The sequence below is a fragment of the Chryseobacterium shigense genome, from assembly GCF_900156575.1.
GTDB lineage: Bacteria > Bacteroidota > Bacteroidia > Flavobacteriales > Weeksellaceae > Chryseobacterium > Chryseobacterium shigense.
In genome coordinates, this window is record NZ_FTNY01000001.1 from 612,329 (window position 1) to 628,966 (window position 16,638).

At 36.4% G+C, this 16,638-nt stretch carries 17 protein-coding genes; 8 read left to right on the plus strand and 9 right to left on the minus strand.

Annotated features, from left to right (window positions below; genetic code table 11):
- The first annotated feature begins 168 nt into the window (after window positions 1-168).
- The 8 genes from BW964_RS02820 (at window position 169) to BW964_RS02855 (ending at window position 6,651) form a co-directional block, all read left to right on the plus strand.
- Window positions 169-891: an AAA family ATPase gene (locus BW964_RS02820; protein ID WP_076504505.1), complete on the plus strand. Its 723-nt coding sequence runs from the start codon at window positions 169-171 to the stop codon at window positions 889-891.
- Entirely contained in the window at window positions 888-1,619 is a 732-nt protein-coding gene (locus BW964_RS02825) for a YggS family pyridoxal phosphate-dependent enzyme (protein WP_076504506.1), read from the plus strand. Before BW964_RS02820 ends, BW964_RS02825 begins: the two co-directional genes overlap by 4 nt.
- Before the next feature lie 307 nt (window positions 1,620-1,926).
- Complete coding sequence (locus BW964_RS02830; protein WP_104669448.1) at window positions 1,927-2,139, plus strand: hypothetical protein; 213 nt, start codon at window positions 1,927-1,929, stop codon at window positions 2,137-2,139.
- Between the two features lie 299 nt (window positions 2,140-2,438).
- Window positions 2,439-2,828 (plus strand): hypothetical protein, encoded by a 390-nt coding sequence (locus BW964_RS22300; RefSeq protein WP_123911968.1) that lies wholly within the window; start codon window positions 2,439-2,441, stop codon window positions 2,826-2,828.
- Between the two features lie 184 nt (window positions 2,829-3,012).
- On the plus strand, window positions 3,013-4,473 hold the full coding sequence (locus tag BW964_RS02840; protein WP_076504511.1) for a S41 family peptidase: 1,461 nt from the start codon (window positions 3,013-3,015) through the stop codon (window positions 4,471-4,473).
- Between the two features lie 213 nt (window positions 4,474-4,686).
- The gene (locus tag BW964_RS02845) at window positions 4,687-4,923 is read left to right on the plus strand and encodes an HTH-like domain-containing protein (protein ID WP_076504512.1); all 237 of its coding nucleotides are present in this window, start codon (window positions 4,687-4,689) and stop codon (window positions 4,921-4,923) included.
- Window positions 4,924-4,955: 32 nt separating this feature from the next.
- Window positions 4,956-5,975 carry a DUF4062 domain-containing protein gene (locus BW964_RS02850; protein WP_076504514.1) on the plus strand — a complete coding sequence of 340 codons (1,020 nt, stop codon included), beginning with the start codon at window positions 4,956-4,958 and terminating at the stop codon, window positions 5,973-5,975.
- A 493-nt stretch (window positions 5,976-6,468) separates the two neighbouring features.
- Window positions 6,469-6,651: a hypothetical protein gene (locus BW964_RS02855; RefSeq protein WP_076504516.1), complete on the plus strand. Its 183-nt coding sequence runs from the start codon at window positions 6,469-6,471 to the stop codon at window positions 6,649-6,651.
- A 72-nt stretch (window positions 6,652-6,723) separates the two neighbouring features.
- Here BW964_RS02855 and gcvP read toward each other — a convergent pair whose 3' ends face one another.
- From gcvP to BW964_RS02900, 9 genes are all read right to left on the minus strand, one after another.
- Window positions 6,724-9,582 (minus strand): aminomethyl-transferring glycine dehydrogenase, encoded by a 2,859-nt coding sequence (gene gcvP / locus BW964_RS02860; RefSeq protein ID WP_076504517.1) that lies wholly within the window; start codon window positions 9,580-9,582, stop codon window positions 6,724-6,726.
- A gap of 660 nt (window positions 9,583-10,242) precedes the next feature.
- Entirely contained in the window at window positions 10,243-10,890 is a 648-nt protein-coding gene (locus BW964_RS02865) for a J domain-containing protein (protein WP_076504519.1), read from the minus strand.
- 343 nt (window positions 10,891-11,233) lie between these two features.
- Window positions 11,234-11,491, minus strand: a complete 258-nt coding sequence (locus BW964_RS02870) for a hypothetical protein (RefSeq protein WP_076504521.1) — start codon at window positions 11,489-11,491, stop codon at window positions 11,234-11,236.
- Window positions 11,492-11,582: 91 nt separating this feature from the next.
- Window positions 11,583-11,927: a hypothetical protein gene (locus BW964_RS02875; protein WP_076504523.1), complete on the minus strand. Its 345-nt coding sequence runs from the start codon at window positions 11,925-11,927 to the stop codon at window positions 11,583-11,585.
- Window positions 11,928-11,941: 14 nt separating this feature from the next.
- Window positions 11,942-12,520, minus strand: a complete 579-nt coding sequence (locus BW964_RS02880) for an RNA polymerase sigma factor (RefSeq protein ID WP_076504525.1) — start codon at window positions 12,518-12,520, stop codon at window positions 11,942-11,944.
- A 352-nt stretch (window positions 12,521-12,872) separates the two neighbouring features.
- On the minus strand, window positions 12,873-14,879 hold the full coding sequence (locus tag BW964_RS02885) for a S9 family peptidase (RefSeq protein ID WP_076504527.1): 2,007 nt from the start codon (window positions 14,877-14,879) through the stop codon (window positions 12,873-12,875).
- A gap of 248 nt (window positions 14,880-15,127) precedes the next feature.
- The gene (locus tag BW964_RS02890; RefSeq protein ID WP_076504529.1) at window positions 15,128-15,586 is read right to left on the minus strand and encodes a DoxX family protein; all 459 of its coding nucleotides are present in this window, start codon (window positions 15,584-15,586) and stop codon (window positions 15,128-15,130) included.
- Between the two features lie 114 nt (window positions 15,587-15,700).
- A complete protein-coding gene (locus BW964_RS02895; RefSeq protein WP_076504531.1) occupies window positions 15,701-16,144 on the minus strand; it encodes an SRPBCC family protein in 444 nt (147 codons plus the stop codon).
- Between the two features lie 25 nt (window positions 16,145-16,169).
- Window positions 16,170-16,598 (minus strand): SRPBCC family protein, encoded by a 429-nt coding sequence (locus BW964_RS02900; RefSeq protein WP_076504533.1) that lies wholly within the window; start codon window positions 16,596-16,598, stop codon window positions 16,170-16,172.
- Between the last annotated feature and the right edge of the window lie 40 nt (window positions 16,599-16,638).

Here is a 16,638-nt window from a genome sequence, read left to right on the forward strand (position 1 = left end):
TCTTGTTCAATAGGTGGAAACTCTGCCTTAGACTGCGTTCTTCTACCTATTCCTTTTTGACCTCTTTCATTTCTACCCTGGCCTACTCTATTATTCCATTTCAGGTCCCCGGCTGTCATTCAATAAAGCCTTATCTTTGTGTTGATAAGAATCTTTTTAGTTTTTAATATGAATCTGTACAATCTCATCATTCAGGATAAAGAGGAAGTAACCCTTAACGATGTATTTCTCGGCCAAAACAACAGAGACCAGCTGACCCAGCTTATTAAAGAGCACACGTACGTCAAAGAACTGCAGGAATACGGCCTTCCGGTAAACAACAAGATCCTTTTGCAGGGAAAGTCAGGTTGTGGGAAAACCATGACCGCAAAAGCCATTGCCAATGCGTTGGGTAAAAGTATCCTGATCTTAAATCTCAGCAATATCGTCTCTTCCCGTATTGGAGAAACCTCACAGAATATTAAAATGATCTTTGACAAAGCTGCCCGGGAAAGATCGGTTCTTTTTCTGGATGAACTGGACCAGATCGGAAAAGCCAGAGGGAGCGATGATAAAGATGTAGGTGAAATGAGAAGGTTGGTGAATACACTGATCCAATTGATTGATTATTATCCCGAAAATGCCCTTCTACTGTGCGCCACCAATCATGCAGAGATCATTGATACTGCTTTGCTGAGACGTTTCCAGCTGAAGATCAACTATGAAATGCCTTCTGATGAGTTTCTGGATAATTTCTACGATGATCTTCTGTCTAAGTTCCCTGAAGACCTTAGAACTATAGACCGAAAATACCATATCTCTTTTGCTGAAGCGAAGGACGATGCTTTTACCTCCGTAAAATCAGCACTCATCAAAAAACTGGAATCCCAGACCATGACAACACAGCCATGAAAGAAAACATTCTCCACAATCTTGAAGTCATCCATAACAGAATAAAGAAAGCGTGTGAAAAAGCCGGAAGAAATCGCAATGAAGTAAGATTGTTGCTGGCTACCAAAACAGTTTCTCCGGAACTTATTAAAATAGCCTTAGAAAACGCACAGACGCTCATTGCCGAAAATAAAGTTCAGGAACTGAAAGAGAAATATGGGGCACTGAAAGACACACCGCATGAAAATCATTTTATAGGACATCTGCAGACGAATAAAATCAAGGATATTTTAAAATATGACGTGGTTTGTGTGCAGTCTCTCGACCGTATGGATCTGGCGGAAAAACTTCATCAACGGCTTTTAGCTGATGGAAAAACCCTGGAGGTTCTGATTCAGGTGAATACCTCAAACGAAGAAAGTAAATTCGGAATACATCCGGACAAAGCTGTTGAACTGACTCGGAAAGTTTCGGAATTCAGTACTTTAAAGATCAAAGGTCTAATGACGATCGGATTTTTCAGTGCAGAAACAGAGAAAGTACGACCTTGTTTCAAACTCCTGAAAAACCTGCAACAGGAAATCATCAAACAAAATATTCCCAATGTAGATATGAAGGAACTATCTATGGGAATGAGCGGTGATCTGGAAACGGCCATTGAAGAGGGAGCAACGATTGTAAGAGTGGGAACGGCTGTTTTTGGGGCGAGGGTTTATCCGGATCACTTTTACTGGAATGAAGGGGTTTGAAGTTGGAGGACTTGAGGGTTTGCTTGTGGAAGTTGTGTTGTTTGTGAAGGAGATGGGTGTTATTTATGTTTATATTTTTTTCCTCCCGATTTTACAGATCTGAAAAGATGTTTAAATAAGCATCTGTTTTAGTTTATTTATTCTCATTACTTCTATATTTTTTTTTCAAAAACAGAGGACTTATATTCAAAAAACAAGAAGTCTTCCATATAATCATTAAAATTTTACGTTAAAAACGTTAATCTTCTCATTGAAAAGAGATTAGATCAGTTTTATTGATAGATTTACCGGACACAAATACACTCTGATGATGAAACAAAATACTCTGATTTCTCTCCGAAAATCATTCGGAATATTGTTCTTTATTTTAATCGGTTCATTACTGTTGATGGACTGTTCGAAATCTTCAACAAGCAATGAAAGCGAAACGATTAAGGCTACTTTCTTAGTGACCTGCATCACCATTGCTGCAAGTTTCAGTATTTTCTATCTCTCAAAAAAAATCAGGAGGAAAGAATAAAGATCAAACTTGTTCCCAACAGTTTTCCATTTTCCCTTCACCGGCAGTTGATTTGGGGATTGTTTTTGGGAGCAATTGTATTAATTTTAGCGAAAAAAAATGAAGTAATATCAAGAATGCTTATTGAAAATAAGGGAATAGAGACGGATACATTTTATATCCATCCATTCAAATTGAACTTTGGAGAAATTGTTGTTTTGAATTTATTCGGTAGAGCCAGCTTCTACAAAACAAAAATGTTTCTTAAAGACATTTTTTGCGGCAGGATACCACATGAAAACATAATTATCCATCAAAATATGACATTTGTAGAGCATTTTTTTGAACCTGCCATCAGAAGAATTTTTCACCCTGTGACGGTTGGAGAATATTTAAAAAAGAATGCAAATCCGAATAGTCCCTATACAACAAAAATTTATGAGACCGAATGGATCAATGAGAAAACAAAAGTCAATAGACTTTTTGGAAGTCCCAGAAAACAACTCTCCTTATATTCCACGCTTTCCAAGACTCAAAATATCGTTTTCGATTTATCTGGAGAAGGTCCGCAAGGAGCCGAAGAAACTTACAAAATAGTGAAAGACATCGTAAAAAATGGAGGCTCAGCAATTTTACTTGATAGTTTTGATGATATGAAAAACGACTGTACGAAATATATCGAATTGCAATGGAAAAATCTGAATTCTTGAAATATCAGCCAAAATCTAACTATTGATTTCATCAGGCATTGAATTAAACATTGCTTTTCAGTGAATATTTGTTTAGTTTTAGCCCCATCTAATCTGAAGCAGTTTATGACATTGCCTAAACCCTTATTGCAACGGTAAAAATGTAATATTTAAACACTTCTGAATGTCCTATATAAACTAGACCATGAAAAATTTAAAAGCCGCACTAATTTCGTCTTTATTCGCCTTAACCACCCCATCAATATACGCCCAAAATTGCGACTGCACCAAAAACCTGCAATGGGTAAAACAAACTTTTGAAGGAAATGATGCCGGTTTTGAATATGCCTTAAAACAAAAAGGTAACCAAGCTTACGAAGCACATCATAAAACGATATCCGAAAAAGTAAAATCAATAAAGACCCTCAGTGAATGCACTCCTGTTTTGTATGAATGGCTTACTTTTTTTCGCTCCGGTCATGTGGCCATCAGACCCCTGAAACAGGAATCTCCAAAACAGAGTGCCCCCGAAAAATCAAATAACGAATTTGCTCATTGGGAAACTCTGCCGGTAGAAACACAGGATTTCAAGAAGTATCTGGACAAAAAGAAAACGTCCGACTATGAAGGAATCTGGTATACGGAACCTTATACCATTGGAATAAAAAAGAAGGGAGATCAATATGTAGGATTTATCATAGAATCCGGTGCAGAAACCTGGACAAAAGGACAGGTGAAACTGAAACTCAATTCTTCAGACGGCAAAATGAGTTCTGTCTATTATATGCGTGATCATTCGGGAGTGGAATCCAAAGAGATCACCTTGACCGGGAAAAATCATTTACAAATCGGAGATTTCAGTCTTTCAAGAGTCTATCCGAAGATGGAGGACGACCCAAAATATACGCAGTACTTTAAGTCGATAAGCGCTAATGAACCCTATATCGAAAAATTAAACGAAACCACTTTTTATTTAAGAATCCCGTCTTTTCAGGCTTCCCAGAAAAAGAAGATTGACAGCGTGATTGCTGCCAACAAAGATAAAATTCTCTCGACTGAAAACCTGATCATTGACATCAGAAACGGAACCGGAGGAAGTGATGCCAGCTACAATAATATTCTTCCATTGATTTATACCCAACCGATAAGAACCGTTGGTGTAGAATATTTATCTACAAAACTGAACAATCAGAGAATGCTGGATTTCATCAACAAACCTGAATACGGGTTTAATGAAGAGAATAAAAAATGGGCCCAGGCTTCATTTGATATACTGGAAAAACAGCAGGGAAAATTCGTCAACCTCAATGACCACGTAGTGAGCATTACAAAATATGACACCATTCATCCTTATCCGAAAAATGTGGGAATTATCATCAATCAGCGAAACGGAAGTACCGATGAGCAGTTTTTGCTTGCCGCCAAACAAAGTAAGAAAGTGAAGTTATTTGGAACCACTACTTATGGTGTTTTGGATGTTTCCAATATGTATTATGTTCCTTCGCCGTGTAAGGAATTTGAATTAGGTTATTCGCTTTCAAGAAGTATGCGTATCCCCGATTTTACGATCGATGCAAAGGGATTGCAGCCTGATTTTTATCTGGACAGAAGCATTCCGGTGTATGAGTGGACGGATTATGTGAATGGTGTGCTGAACGGAAAGTAATAGTGATTTCTCGTGTAAAATAATAAACCCTTTTCTGTTTTGAGAAGGGTTTTTATGTATACTATAATTATTTATTTCATTTAGGCTTGAATTAAAAATTGTTTTTTATTCAGTATTTCTTTATTTTTGACCAAATTATGGGTTGAATTTACCATAATTATTAATAAAAAAACTAAAGTCAAAATTATACTATAATAATTTAAATTACTTAATATGAAACTTGAAGAATTAAGTGAAATCTTAAAAGATAAATATCAAAATGCTCCTAAAAATGAACGAGTAGTGAATATTCACATTTTTGGAATTGAATACGGCGAGATAATAAAGAAAAACAATTACAAGGTTTCCCAAATTATAAAACTTGCAGAGATGAAAAAATCTTATACCGTCGAATTAAGTAAAGGAATAAAGCTATCTCAATTTGCTAAGCTTAAAAGTAGTACAAGATAGTGCGAAAATTTATTTGAAATAATATCATTTATATGACAAAAAGATACTCTGTATTTGTAAGTTCAACTTATGAAGATTTAAAGGAAGAAAGAAAGGAGGTAATACAGGCACTGTTAGAACTAGATTGCATACCAATTGGAATGGAACTTTTCCCTGCTACTGATGATGATCAATGGACTCTAATACAGGAACTTATAGAAGACTCAGATTATTATATTTTAATTATTGGAGGTAGATATGGATCTATGAACAAGAAAGGTATTAGTTACACTCAAATGGAATACGAATACGCTGTTTCAATAGGTGTTCCAGTTATATCATTCATTCCGAAACATCCAGATCAAATTGTTACAGGAAAGACTGATAAAAGTTCAGAAAAAGAAAATAAACTTAAAGAGTTTAAGACACTTGTTTCTGAGAAGATGATTAAATTTTGGAATACTCCTGAGGAATTAGGTTCTGTTGTAAGCAGAAGTTTAGTGAAATTAATTAAGAGTAAGCCTAGAATTGGGTGGGTAAAAGCCGACCAAATCAGTTCTGATCAAGCTAACTTAGAAATATTAGAGCTTAAACAAAAAGTTTATGAATTAGAAGAAAAATTAAAAATTTCGCTTGAAACGGAAAATTCCAACTTAATTCAAGATAATGATTTATTTAAAGTTATGTACGTTTATAAGCTTAATGGTATAGGCAGATATTTAACTGATTTTATGGAAATACCATTCAACAATTTGTTTTCAAAAACCTGTTCAATATTAATTGATGAAGGAAAAGAAAGTGAACTTAAATCTTTTATAAGTGCATATATAGCACACCTATTACTAGAGAAATCACCAGAGAAAAAGGATATTAATATTATTGATGATAACTTTATGTCAATAATTATTCAACTAAAAGCCTTAGGATTAATTGAAAAAAGTATACGTAAAAGATCCTTAAAAGATTCTGGCACTTACTGGCAACTTACTCCTAAGGGTGACACTTTAATTACAAATCTAAGAGCAAAAACAAAAATTCCAAACTCTTCAGATCTACCACCTACAATTACTTAAGTCCCCACGCTGATCTCACCTCCCTGCATTCTATGATTAAAAGCAAATAAATCAATGGAAATTCAGATTATTCATCTTAAAAGCTTTTCCTTTTAATTCAATTAAAGATCCCAAAAAACTACAAATCAATCAAAATATCAAGGAAAAGAGGTTGTTTTTCTATACTCACAACAACAAGCCCCTAGTATCATTTTAAGTTTCTCTTAAAAAAAATCTCATATTTCTGAAAGGGATTTGTTATATCTAGAAAATTTTACACTCCACAAAGTCTCAAAATTCTGCCATATAAAATAAATCGTAAAGTTTTATATTTTACGGTTGTTTTTTTATTAAGCATAATTGGGCAAAAACCAAATATGAACAGGGATTTGTGATCATAAACCAAGAATACCCTCACATCATTTGCTATTTACCGCATACAGAAGTCTCATTAAAACAGCACACCCGGCATATTTTTTGCTCGTAAAACATTAAAAACCAAACAAATATACCTATGATTAAAAAATTACTCTTTAGCTGTCTCTTCATGACAGTAGTATTCTTGTCTTCATGTGAGAAATCTCAAAATACATCATCAGCACAAGACAGTGAACTATCCATTAAAACAGTATCAATGGTAACTTTTGGAGCCATGGCTGTTGCACTTCTTGTAGCCTACAGCTACCGAAGAAGATAAAACAAGATCAAAAATAACAAAAAAAAACACCCGTTTAGAATCTAAACGGGTGTCTTATATTAGGGTAGATTATTACATATAAGCTTCAATAGGCTCACAAGTACATACTAAGTTTCTGTCTCCATAAGCTTCATCAACTCTGGATACGGAAGCGAAGAATTTGTGGTCTCTTACCCAATCCAGCGGATAAGCTGCCTTTTCTCTGCTGTATGGTTTATCCCAAGAATCTGAGATCACCAACTGTTCAGTGTGTGGAGCGTTTTTAAGGACGTTGTTCGCCTGATCTGCTTCTCCATTAGCAATCTCATCGATCTCTTTTTTGATAGAGATTAATGCTTCTGCAAAACGGTCGATTTCAGACTTGCTTTCAGATTCTGTAGGCTCGATCATCAATGTTCCGGCTACAGGGAAAGAAACGGTTGGCGCATGGAATCCATAATCCATTAGTCTCTTCGCCACATCAGCTACTTCAATTCCTAAAGTTTTGAACTGACGGAAATCTACGATACATTCGTGAGCTACTCTCCCTTCAGTATTTGAATATAAAATAGGGAAATGTTCTGCTAAAATTTCTTTCAGGTAATTTGCATTCAGGATCGCATGTCCGGTTGCCTTTTTCAATCCATCTGTTCCTAACATCTTGATGTAAGAATAAGAAATGTTTAGGATCAGACCTGATCCGTAAGGAGCAGCAGAAATACCATCGATGGCTTCTTTAGAACCGATTCTGATATTCGCATTGGAAGGAAGGAAAGGAACCAGATGCTTAGCCACACAGATCGGGCCTACTCCAGGACCTCCACCTCCGTGAGGAATCGCAAAAGTTTTGTGTAAGTTCAGGTGACAAACGTCTGCTCCGATGTTTCCAGGACTTGTGAATCCTACCTGAGCGTTCATGTTGGCACCGTCCATATATACCTGTCCGCCGTGCTCGTGGATCAAGCTTGTAATTTCTTTAATATTCGCGTCGAAGAATCCGTAAGTAGACGGATAAGTGATCATTACGCAAGATAAATTCGCAGAATTCTGCTCTGTTTTAGCTTTTAAGTCTTCGAAATCTATTTCTCCGCTTTCAAGATTTTTAACGACAACAATTTTCATTCCTGCCATTGCTGCAGAAGCCGGGTTGGTTCCGTGTGCAGACTGAGGGATCAATACTACATTTCTATGGCCTTCACCTCTTGAAATGTGATATTCTCTGATCACCATTAATCCTGCATACTCACCCTGAGCTCCGGAATTGGGCTGAAGAGAAGTTCCTGCGAAACCAGTGATTTCAGCTAAATCTTTCTCCAGTTCTCTGATCATTTCCTGATAACCTCCAGCCTGGTCCACCGGTACAAATGGGTGAACAGCTCCCCAGTTATCCCACGAAAGTGGCAACATCTGAGTCGCAGCGTTCAGTTTCATGGTACAAGAACCAAGAGAGATCATTGAATGCGTTAATGATAAATCTTTTCTTTCCAAACGTTTGATGTAACGCATCAATTCCGTTTCAGTATGGTATTTGTTGAATACGCTTTCTGTAAGAATTTCGTCTTTTCTTAAATTCTCCTCAGGAATGCTGTATCCTTCTTTTATTTCTAATTTGAAAGTCTGCTTGTCTTTGAACTGAGCGAAAGAAGCCATTAAATAATTTAATTTCTCCAAAGTTGTGCTTTCGTTGATCGCAATACTTACCACTCCTTCCGTGAAATAGTTCAGGTTAAGTTTGTGATCAAGCATCATTCTCATCAATCTTCCTTTCTCATCTTCACTCATCGTGATTTTCACAGTATCGAAGATAGGCTCTTCTACGGTCTGGTAACCTAATGCCTTAAGACCGTTTTTCAAAGCGTTGGCTTTAAAGTGGATCTGATCTGCGATATAGTTTAATCCTTTTGGACCGTGATAAACGGCATACATTCCTGCCATTACCGCAAGAAGTACCTGTGCAGTACAGATATTGGAAGTTGCTCTTTCTCTCTTGATGTGCTGCTCTCTCGTCTGAAGCGCCATTCTCAATGCACGTTTTCCGTACATATCCTGAGAAACTCCGATGATTCTTCCCGGAATGTCTCTTTTGTAGTCTTCTCTGCAAGAGAAAAATGCAGCGTGAGGTCCTCCGTATCCTAATGGAATACCAAATCTCTGAGAAGTTCCAACGGCACAGTCAGCACCCATGGAAGCAGGAGATTTAAGTTTCACCAAAGCCATCGGATCACAAGCGACAACCACCTGTAAATCTAATTTTTTATAGTCTACAATATCTTCAGTATAGTCTAAAACGATACCGTTTTTACCAGGATACTGTAATAAAACACCATAATAGCTCTCGTCCAACTGATGGGTTTTGTGGTCTCCTTCCACGATTTCGATTTCTAAACCTTCCGCTTTCGTTTTCAACACTGAAACGGTCTGAGGTAAAACAAGATCGGAAACGAAGAATTTGTTGGCATTGGCTTTCTTCTGATCCTTCGTTCTGTTGTTGAAGAACATATGCATCGCTTCCGCAGCCGCAGTAGATTCATCCAGAAGAGAGGCATTCGCCAGTCCAAATCCTGTAAGGTCACATACTACCGTCTGGAAATTAAGAAGAGCTTCCAGTCTTCCCTGTGCAATTTCAGCCTGATAAGGAGTATACGCCGTATACCAGCTAGGATTTTCAAAGATATTTCTCTGAATAGCTGATGGCAAAAGTGTATTGTGGTATCCAAAACCAATGTAGCTCGTATAATCAGTATTCTTCGATGCCAAATCTTTCGAATGGTTCAGCATTTCGTATTCTGAAAGCGGTGCAGAGATCTCAAGATCTTTCTCTAATCGGATAGAAGAAGGAATGGTCTGAGAAATTAGTTCTTCAATACTTGAAACGCCCAACCTTTCCAGCATTGCCTGTTTATCGGCTTCATTAAGGGAAATGTGACGGCTCACAAACTGTTCTGTATTCATTTTTATTTATTAGATTTTGTTTGTAAAAAAGATTCGTAAAATTACATTTTTTTAAACGATTGTACAACAGTTCAAAATTGCTGAAACAATAGTCAAAATCTCTTATCCTTTTTAAAAAAAATGAAAGAGAATGCTTTTATTGATTAAAATTGAATCAGGTCTTTTTCAGAGTTGATTGCATATTATTTTATTAAATCAATAATTCTGTTCATTTTATCTTTACAATATGGAAAGCTTAAAAGACTATGGCTGACATTTGATCAACAGAAATCTTCAAAATCTCCCGCTTGAATCTGAAACCTCAATTGATAGTCCTAAGTAAGAATACAATATTGCCGTTTTCAGGTCTTACTTAACTTCATTTTTGGGAGATGAATAATCCTAAAATCAGCTTTTTTTATCAAAAATAAAGAGGTAAATATGGACTGAACCTTCTGAACAACAGGCAATGTAAGTTTTATGAAATTTTATTAATTATATTTATTCTAAATTAATATATTTGCAACATGAATATGATTGTCCCATTTAAAGTACCGCCTTTAGCTCCTGTATTTGCATTCAATAATGAAGAGATGTATTGTGAAAAGAAATCTTGCTGCAAGAAGTTCAAGAAAGGGAAACGATGCAAAAAATGTCCTGGAAGAAAAAAGCTGGCTTAAACTAGCCGAAATTTCTGAATAAAAAATAAACAGCTAGCGCTAATATAATCACGCCCCAGATCAGCATCATGATTTTTGGCTGTCCGGATCTGTTCATTCTGGTGATGGGCTGAGGCTTAAACATTTCCTCTACGTTACTTTTGAACTGAGCCGCATCGTTATCAAAGACTTCAGTAATGGTAATTCCCTGAACGACCGTTTTGTGAAGTAAAGAATTCGTTACATGAAGCAGCAACTGAAATTTGCCGTCCTTAAATTCTGTAATCTTAAAAATCCGTTCTCCAAAAGGTTTTTCTAAACCGAAAGGCAAAACTTTCACCACATCGGCATTGCTCGTTTGCCAGTTAATGATGATCTCCTCCCCTTTTTTCGCATGAATTTTATTCGCTGTAAACGTTTTGATAGAAGGTGGAATATTATATCGGAAACTTTTCTGATGATTTTCTAAATTCTGGTCGTAGGTACGTCTTCTTTCAGAATCACTCAATATTTCATAAGCTTCCTGAATTTCACGAAAACGTCCCGCAAAGAAATCATCGTTGTCATTCTTATCGGGATGGTATTTTAAAGACAGTTTTCTATAGACTTTCTTGATGTCTTCTTCTGAAGCATCCGGTGTAATCCCGAGAAAATAGTAGTAATCTTTCATTGAGTTATGCAAAAATAAAGAATTATTTTTTTTCGGGTTTATTCTTGACGTTTTTTTTAACACGGATAACACCAATTTTTCACAAATGGCCACAACTCAATGACGGAGAATGTTTGTAGCTCTACATTATTTTTATTGTAAAGACTGCAAAGCTTCTTTGACAAGCTTCTTTCTTTTAAAGTTCGCAAGGGCGTTCCACTCAGCAAAGAGGAAAGAAAACAGCTGCATTTCTGATGGCTTCAGGAGTCTAAGCTATCAGAAATACTGCTGAAAAAAATTCCGTCTCGGGAAGCTTTGCTTCCCGAGACGGAATTTTAACAATTTCAATTGAGTATTTTACTTCTTACGCTTCGCAGGTATTGTCCTTTTTGCAGCATCTTGAAGTGAATTCTTTTTTGAATTTCCCCTTCAGTTCCTGATACTGCTCATCATTCATTTCTCTGATCTTATCGGCAAGACCGAAAGGTGATTTTTCTTTGATTCCGTATTCACTAAATATACCTTTGATAAATCTTTTTCTTTGTATCGCTTTTTTAGCGATTAACGCTACTCCCACAACGGCTAATGCTCCAAGAGCTCCTTTTAATGCTGAATTTTTCATTTTTCCAAAATTTTAAATTTTACTACTTCTTGTTTTTTATATAGACGAATGAATTTTAATTTTACTTTACTACTTCTTAAAAATTTTCAAATTATTCGTTGGTTCTATTATGCCTGTTAAAGAATCCGCCTGCACATTTTTCTCTCCAGACTTCTTTAAATTTTTCTCTTTCTTCAGGAGAAAGTCCTTCCATTTTCTCCCTCATTTTTCTTTCCTTAAAGTCTCTCATTCCTTTTCCAAAATGGAAACCTCCAAACAGGATCTTACTCAAAATCAAAATCCCCATTGCCTGCCAATACGTGATTGATTTCACGCCTAAAATATCAGGAAGCAAACAATTCCAAAGGGACATGACGATCCACGTAACGCCCAGTAAAATCAGTGGCGGACATAAGAATAAAAGAATCCAGCCTTTTTTGTGTTTATTATGATTCATAACTTTCTTTTTTACTAACTATTTAAATCTTCGTATAATCTTCTCAGTCTGTTTCTCAAATGCTTCACAGCATAATTTTTTCTACTGATAATGGTCTTTATATTTTCGCCCTGTTCATTGGCTATTTCTTGAAGTGTTTTGTCGTTTAATTCATTTTCAACGTAAACGAGTCTTTGTTTTTCGGGAAGTTCATCCAGTGCTTCAAATAATTTTTTCCAAATTTCATCCTGAAACATTTTCACTTCCGGACCTGCACTGTCATCCAGCAATAAGATATCCTTAATAGAAAAACTTCCGTCTTCATCTTCATACACGAAATCTTCAAGATTCTCGGTTTTTTTCTTACGATACTTGTCTGTGATTTTATTGGCCGTTACTCTATATAACCATCCGCCAACGTTTACAATCTCAGAAAGATTGGTAATACTGCTGAACTGATACCAGACCTCCTGCAGAATATCTTCCGCATCTTCGGTGTTTTTCACTTTCGGACGAATATAAGACATTAGCTTTCCTCCGTACTTTGAAACGGTTTGTGAGATGATGCTTGCTTTCTCCTCCTGTGGCATTGTTATTTCTTCGACAACCTCCATATTGCTATGACGATCTGCCTTTTGGTTTTACTTTAATAAATTTAAAAAAAATTATCGACTGTTAGAATTTTCTTTTGTAGAGCGGGTTTCGCGGTGCGAGTTTGAGGATTTGAGAGTTTGAAGGTGGGAAATGCAAACCGGACTATGAAAATAAGATCCGGGTTGCGAGTTGATAGATATGATTTTTGACTATTCACAGGCAAAAATGATCTTGCCTTAATCTCACTCAACCTAAGCCTCAAACTTAATCTGATGTCTGAAATTTGAAGTCTAGCATCTTGATTCTTCACTCTATCACAAAAAAAACGGAAAGCATTCCACTCCCCGTTCCTATGAATTATAAAAATTGATATTATTTTTTGTTGAAATTTTCCGCAAAGAATCCCATCATATATTGATACAGTTCTATTCTGCTCGGCTCTTTTCTGAATCCGTGGCCTTCATCGTATTTTACCAGGTACGGAACCTCAACTCCTTTAGCACGCATGGCTTTTACAATCTGATCTGATTCATTGATATTCACTCGTGGATCATTAGCGCCCTGAACTACAAATAACGGCTTCCTGATCTTGTCAATATGGAATACCGGAGATACTTCTTTTGCAATTTGAGCTTCTTTGGGATCGTCCAGGTTATACCATATTTCTTTGACCATTTCTTTGTAAGGTTTCCAGTATTCCGGGAAAGATTCAAAGAAAGTGAAGATATTGGAAACTCCTACATAATCAACGCCACAAGCATATAAATCCGGAGTTTTAATAAGTCCCATCAAAGTTGCGTACCCACCGTGGCTTCCTCCGTAGATGGCAATTTTATTCTGATCAATCCAGCCTTGTTCTATCACATATTTTACTCCATCTTCCACGTCATCCATGGCTTTACGTCCTATCTGTTTGTAGCCTGACTGCTGAAATTCTTTGCCATAACCACCGGAAATTCTGAAATTCACATGCAGTGTCGCATATCCTCTGCTGGCAAAAAGCTGATCTTCAGGATTGAATCCCCAATTGTCCCTGATTCCCTGTGGACCCCCGTGAGGATTGACAATTAACGGAACTTTCTTCCCATTCACCGCATCTTTAGGCATCGTAATATATCCACGGATCGTAAGGCCATCTCTGCTTTTGAATTCAATAGGCTTCATTTCAGCCATATCTTCTTCTTTAAGCTGGGGCATCAGATTGTAGAGAAGTTTTATCTGTTTAGATTTTGTGTCATATTCATAATACGTTCCGTACAATGTATCGCTTCCCACGACCACTAAAAGTTTGTTTTCATTGTCATCTGAGGAAACAACAGAAAATTCTTTGTCTTTGAATTCGGACTTTAATTGATCGTGAACGTCTTTGTAGAATGTACTTACCGGAATGATCTCACTTTTAATGCCGTTGTAGCTTATATAATCCAGCTCATAGTTTCTGTTTTTACGGGCAGTACTTATAGAACTGACATCATATACAGGATTGGAATATACTTCTTTTATAATGGCATTTTTCTTCAGGTCATACAGCACGATTCTCTCTTTATCACTGTCTAAATTGGTAACTACATACGCTTCGTCTCTATTTTTGGAATGGCCATTTAATCCTATGATGCTGAAGGTATTTTTCCAGTCAGTTGATTTGATCAGGTTAAATTTACCGGTATCCAGATCTTTGTAATACGTTTTTGTAGTCAATCCATTTTCCAGAACGGTATATCCTCTCATATTTCCTTTCTTGTCAAAAATATAGCCGTCAATAGGGTTATTAACGTCTTTATTTTCAAAAAGCTGGGTCATTCCCCCCGTATTGAAATTGATTTTATAAGGCTCGAAAATCTGTTTATTGTTTTTGTTCAGGGCAACGATAACAAATTCTGTATCCTTAACGATATCAGCGTAATTTAAGGTTACCCCATCAAAAGGAGTCAGGTCCTTAAGATTTTGTCCGTCAATATCTACAGCATACATGTGGGTATTTTCATTACCTCCTTTATCCTGCGTGTAGAACAATCTTTTTTTATCCAGCCATCCGTAATTTCCGATAAGGTCATCTTTTTCTACAATAGCTTTTGTAATTTTCCCTGTTTTCAGTTCTTTTACATAGACGTGATTCTTTTTGTCTTTATCTTTTTCTTTATAGGAAAGATACTGCCCGTCAGGAGAAATTTTAAACTGAGAAGCATTCGGTCTGGCAAAATAATCTTCTACCTTGTACTTGAAATTTCCTTTATCATAGGAAATTAATTTATCCAGAGTTTCTTTGGAAGAAGGAAGCGTAGGGTCGCCCGGCAGTTTCGCCGTTGAAGTCTGTGCATTGATCATAATGGCTGATAGTACGATTTGAGCCGTACCAAAAATTTTAGTATTAAGATTCATAACTCATGTGATTTGATGTTTAGGGGTTTGCTTACCAGGTAAGTCTTCTCTTAATAGGACATCCTTACAATCAAAATGTTACATCCATTATAAAACATTTATAAAAAAAATTATAATATAGATTAAAATTAACAAAGCCGGAAGATTACTATAGGTAGTATCAGATCAGTAATTTCTGGTGTTACCCTATATTTCTTCAGGCTTTAAGCTTTATTAGTTTAGTACAGAAACAAGATTCTCCTAAGAACTCAGGCTAAATATATTCCAAAATATAAAGTCCACGCTATCAGAATAATCTGCATGGGGATTCTTTCACGATAGAGATACTGCATTCCCGGACCTGTATAATCTGCTTTGAAAATATTGATCTTTTTCTTTGAAGAATTGATGTTCGCAATAAAAACCAGAATATAAAAAATAATCAGGAGTATCGCGGTCAGTTCACGTATTGAAGGGATCATCAGACCTATTCCGGCAGCTATTTCAAGAACTCCCGTAGCATAGACCCAAAACATTTTACCGGGAACAACGTCGGGAATCATCATTGCCATTCCTTTCTGAAATTTAAAGTGCGAAAACCCCGTAAATACTATGAAGACGGCCATTCCCAGATTCCCTGAAAATAAAAAATCAGGTTTTCCCTGAAATATAAAGGTTCCCAGCAAAGCAAGAATAAATGTTCCGAAAAGGATGGATAATAATTTCATATGGTTGTTTATTATAAAGGATTAAAAGAATAAGGCATATGTGCACGATATGACAAAAAAACCTTACAGGATGTTGAAACCCATAAGGTGGGTTTTTATTAAGCAAGGTACGGATTATTGGGTTTCGGCAAGAGTTTTCACCACTTCCAATCCTTTCGTAAATCCCGTATTCAGATGTTCTCTCCATTCCTTTTCAACCTGTACCTCAGTATGAAGTTTGGTTTTTCCATTCAGATCGATAAGAATATATTTTTCAAACGAACCACTCCAGTCGATCACTTCTTTGCTGTGTATATCTTCATGACCATCTTTATCTACCATTCCCAGATGTTTAAAAATAATCTGGCTAGGCTCATCTATACTGTCAATAGTAGACACCATTCCTTCTCCTTCAGCATTCAGGAAGTAGGTTTTTCCTCCCACTTTCCAGTCGGATTTCATGACACTTCCGGGACCGAAAAACTGAGTCCACTCGGTATAGGTTTCAGGATTCCAAAGAACGTCCCAGACTCTTTGCAATGAGGCGTTGATGACAATTTCGTAAGATAAGGTTTCCATATTTTAAAATTTTGTGGTTGGTCTTTTACAATTGATTTTCAGAAAGATTTTTAACAATGCCCAAGGCTGTCGGGAATTTCTCTTTAAAAAACTCTTTAAATTCTTCAGGGGTCTGAATTTCTATTTTTAAAATTGTCCCCGTTTCCGTTTCTTCTAAAATATAGGCTTCTGTAGCTTCGCCCCAGTCCTGCTCTGTTTCCACACCATTATAAATCTCTCCAAGATGCAGGAATTTCATTTCTTCATGGGCTTTATTCTTTTCTACACGACTGTACATTCCGTTATTATTGGGATCAAAAAACTTCATCGTACTTCCCTCTTCAAAAGTCCCCTGATAAAAGGAACCTTCTGTAAATGCAGTGGTCCACTGTCTATAGGTCATATCGCTCCAAAGGACTTCCCAAACTTTTTCCGGCGCTGCATCGATTTGGATCTCAAAAAATATTTTTTGCATTGTTTTTTTTATTTAGATGTTTGATTTTAGATAAAAGATG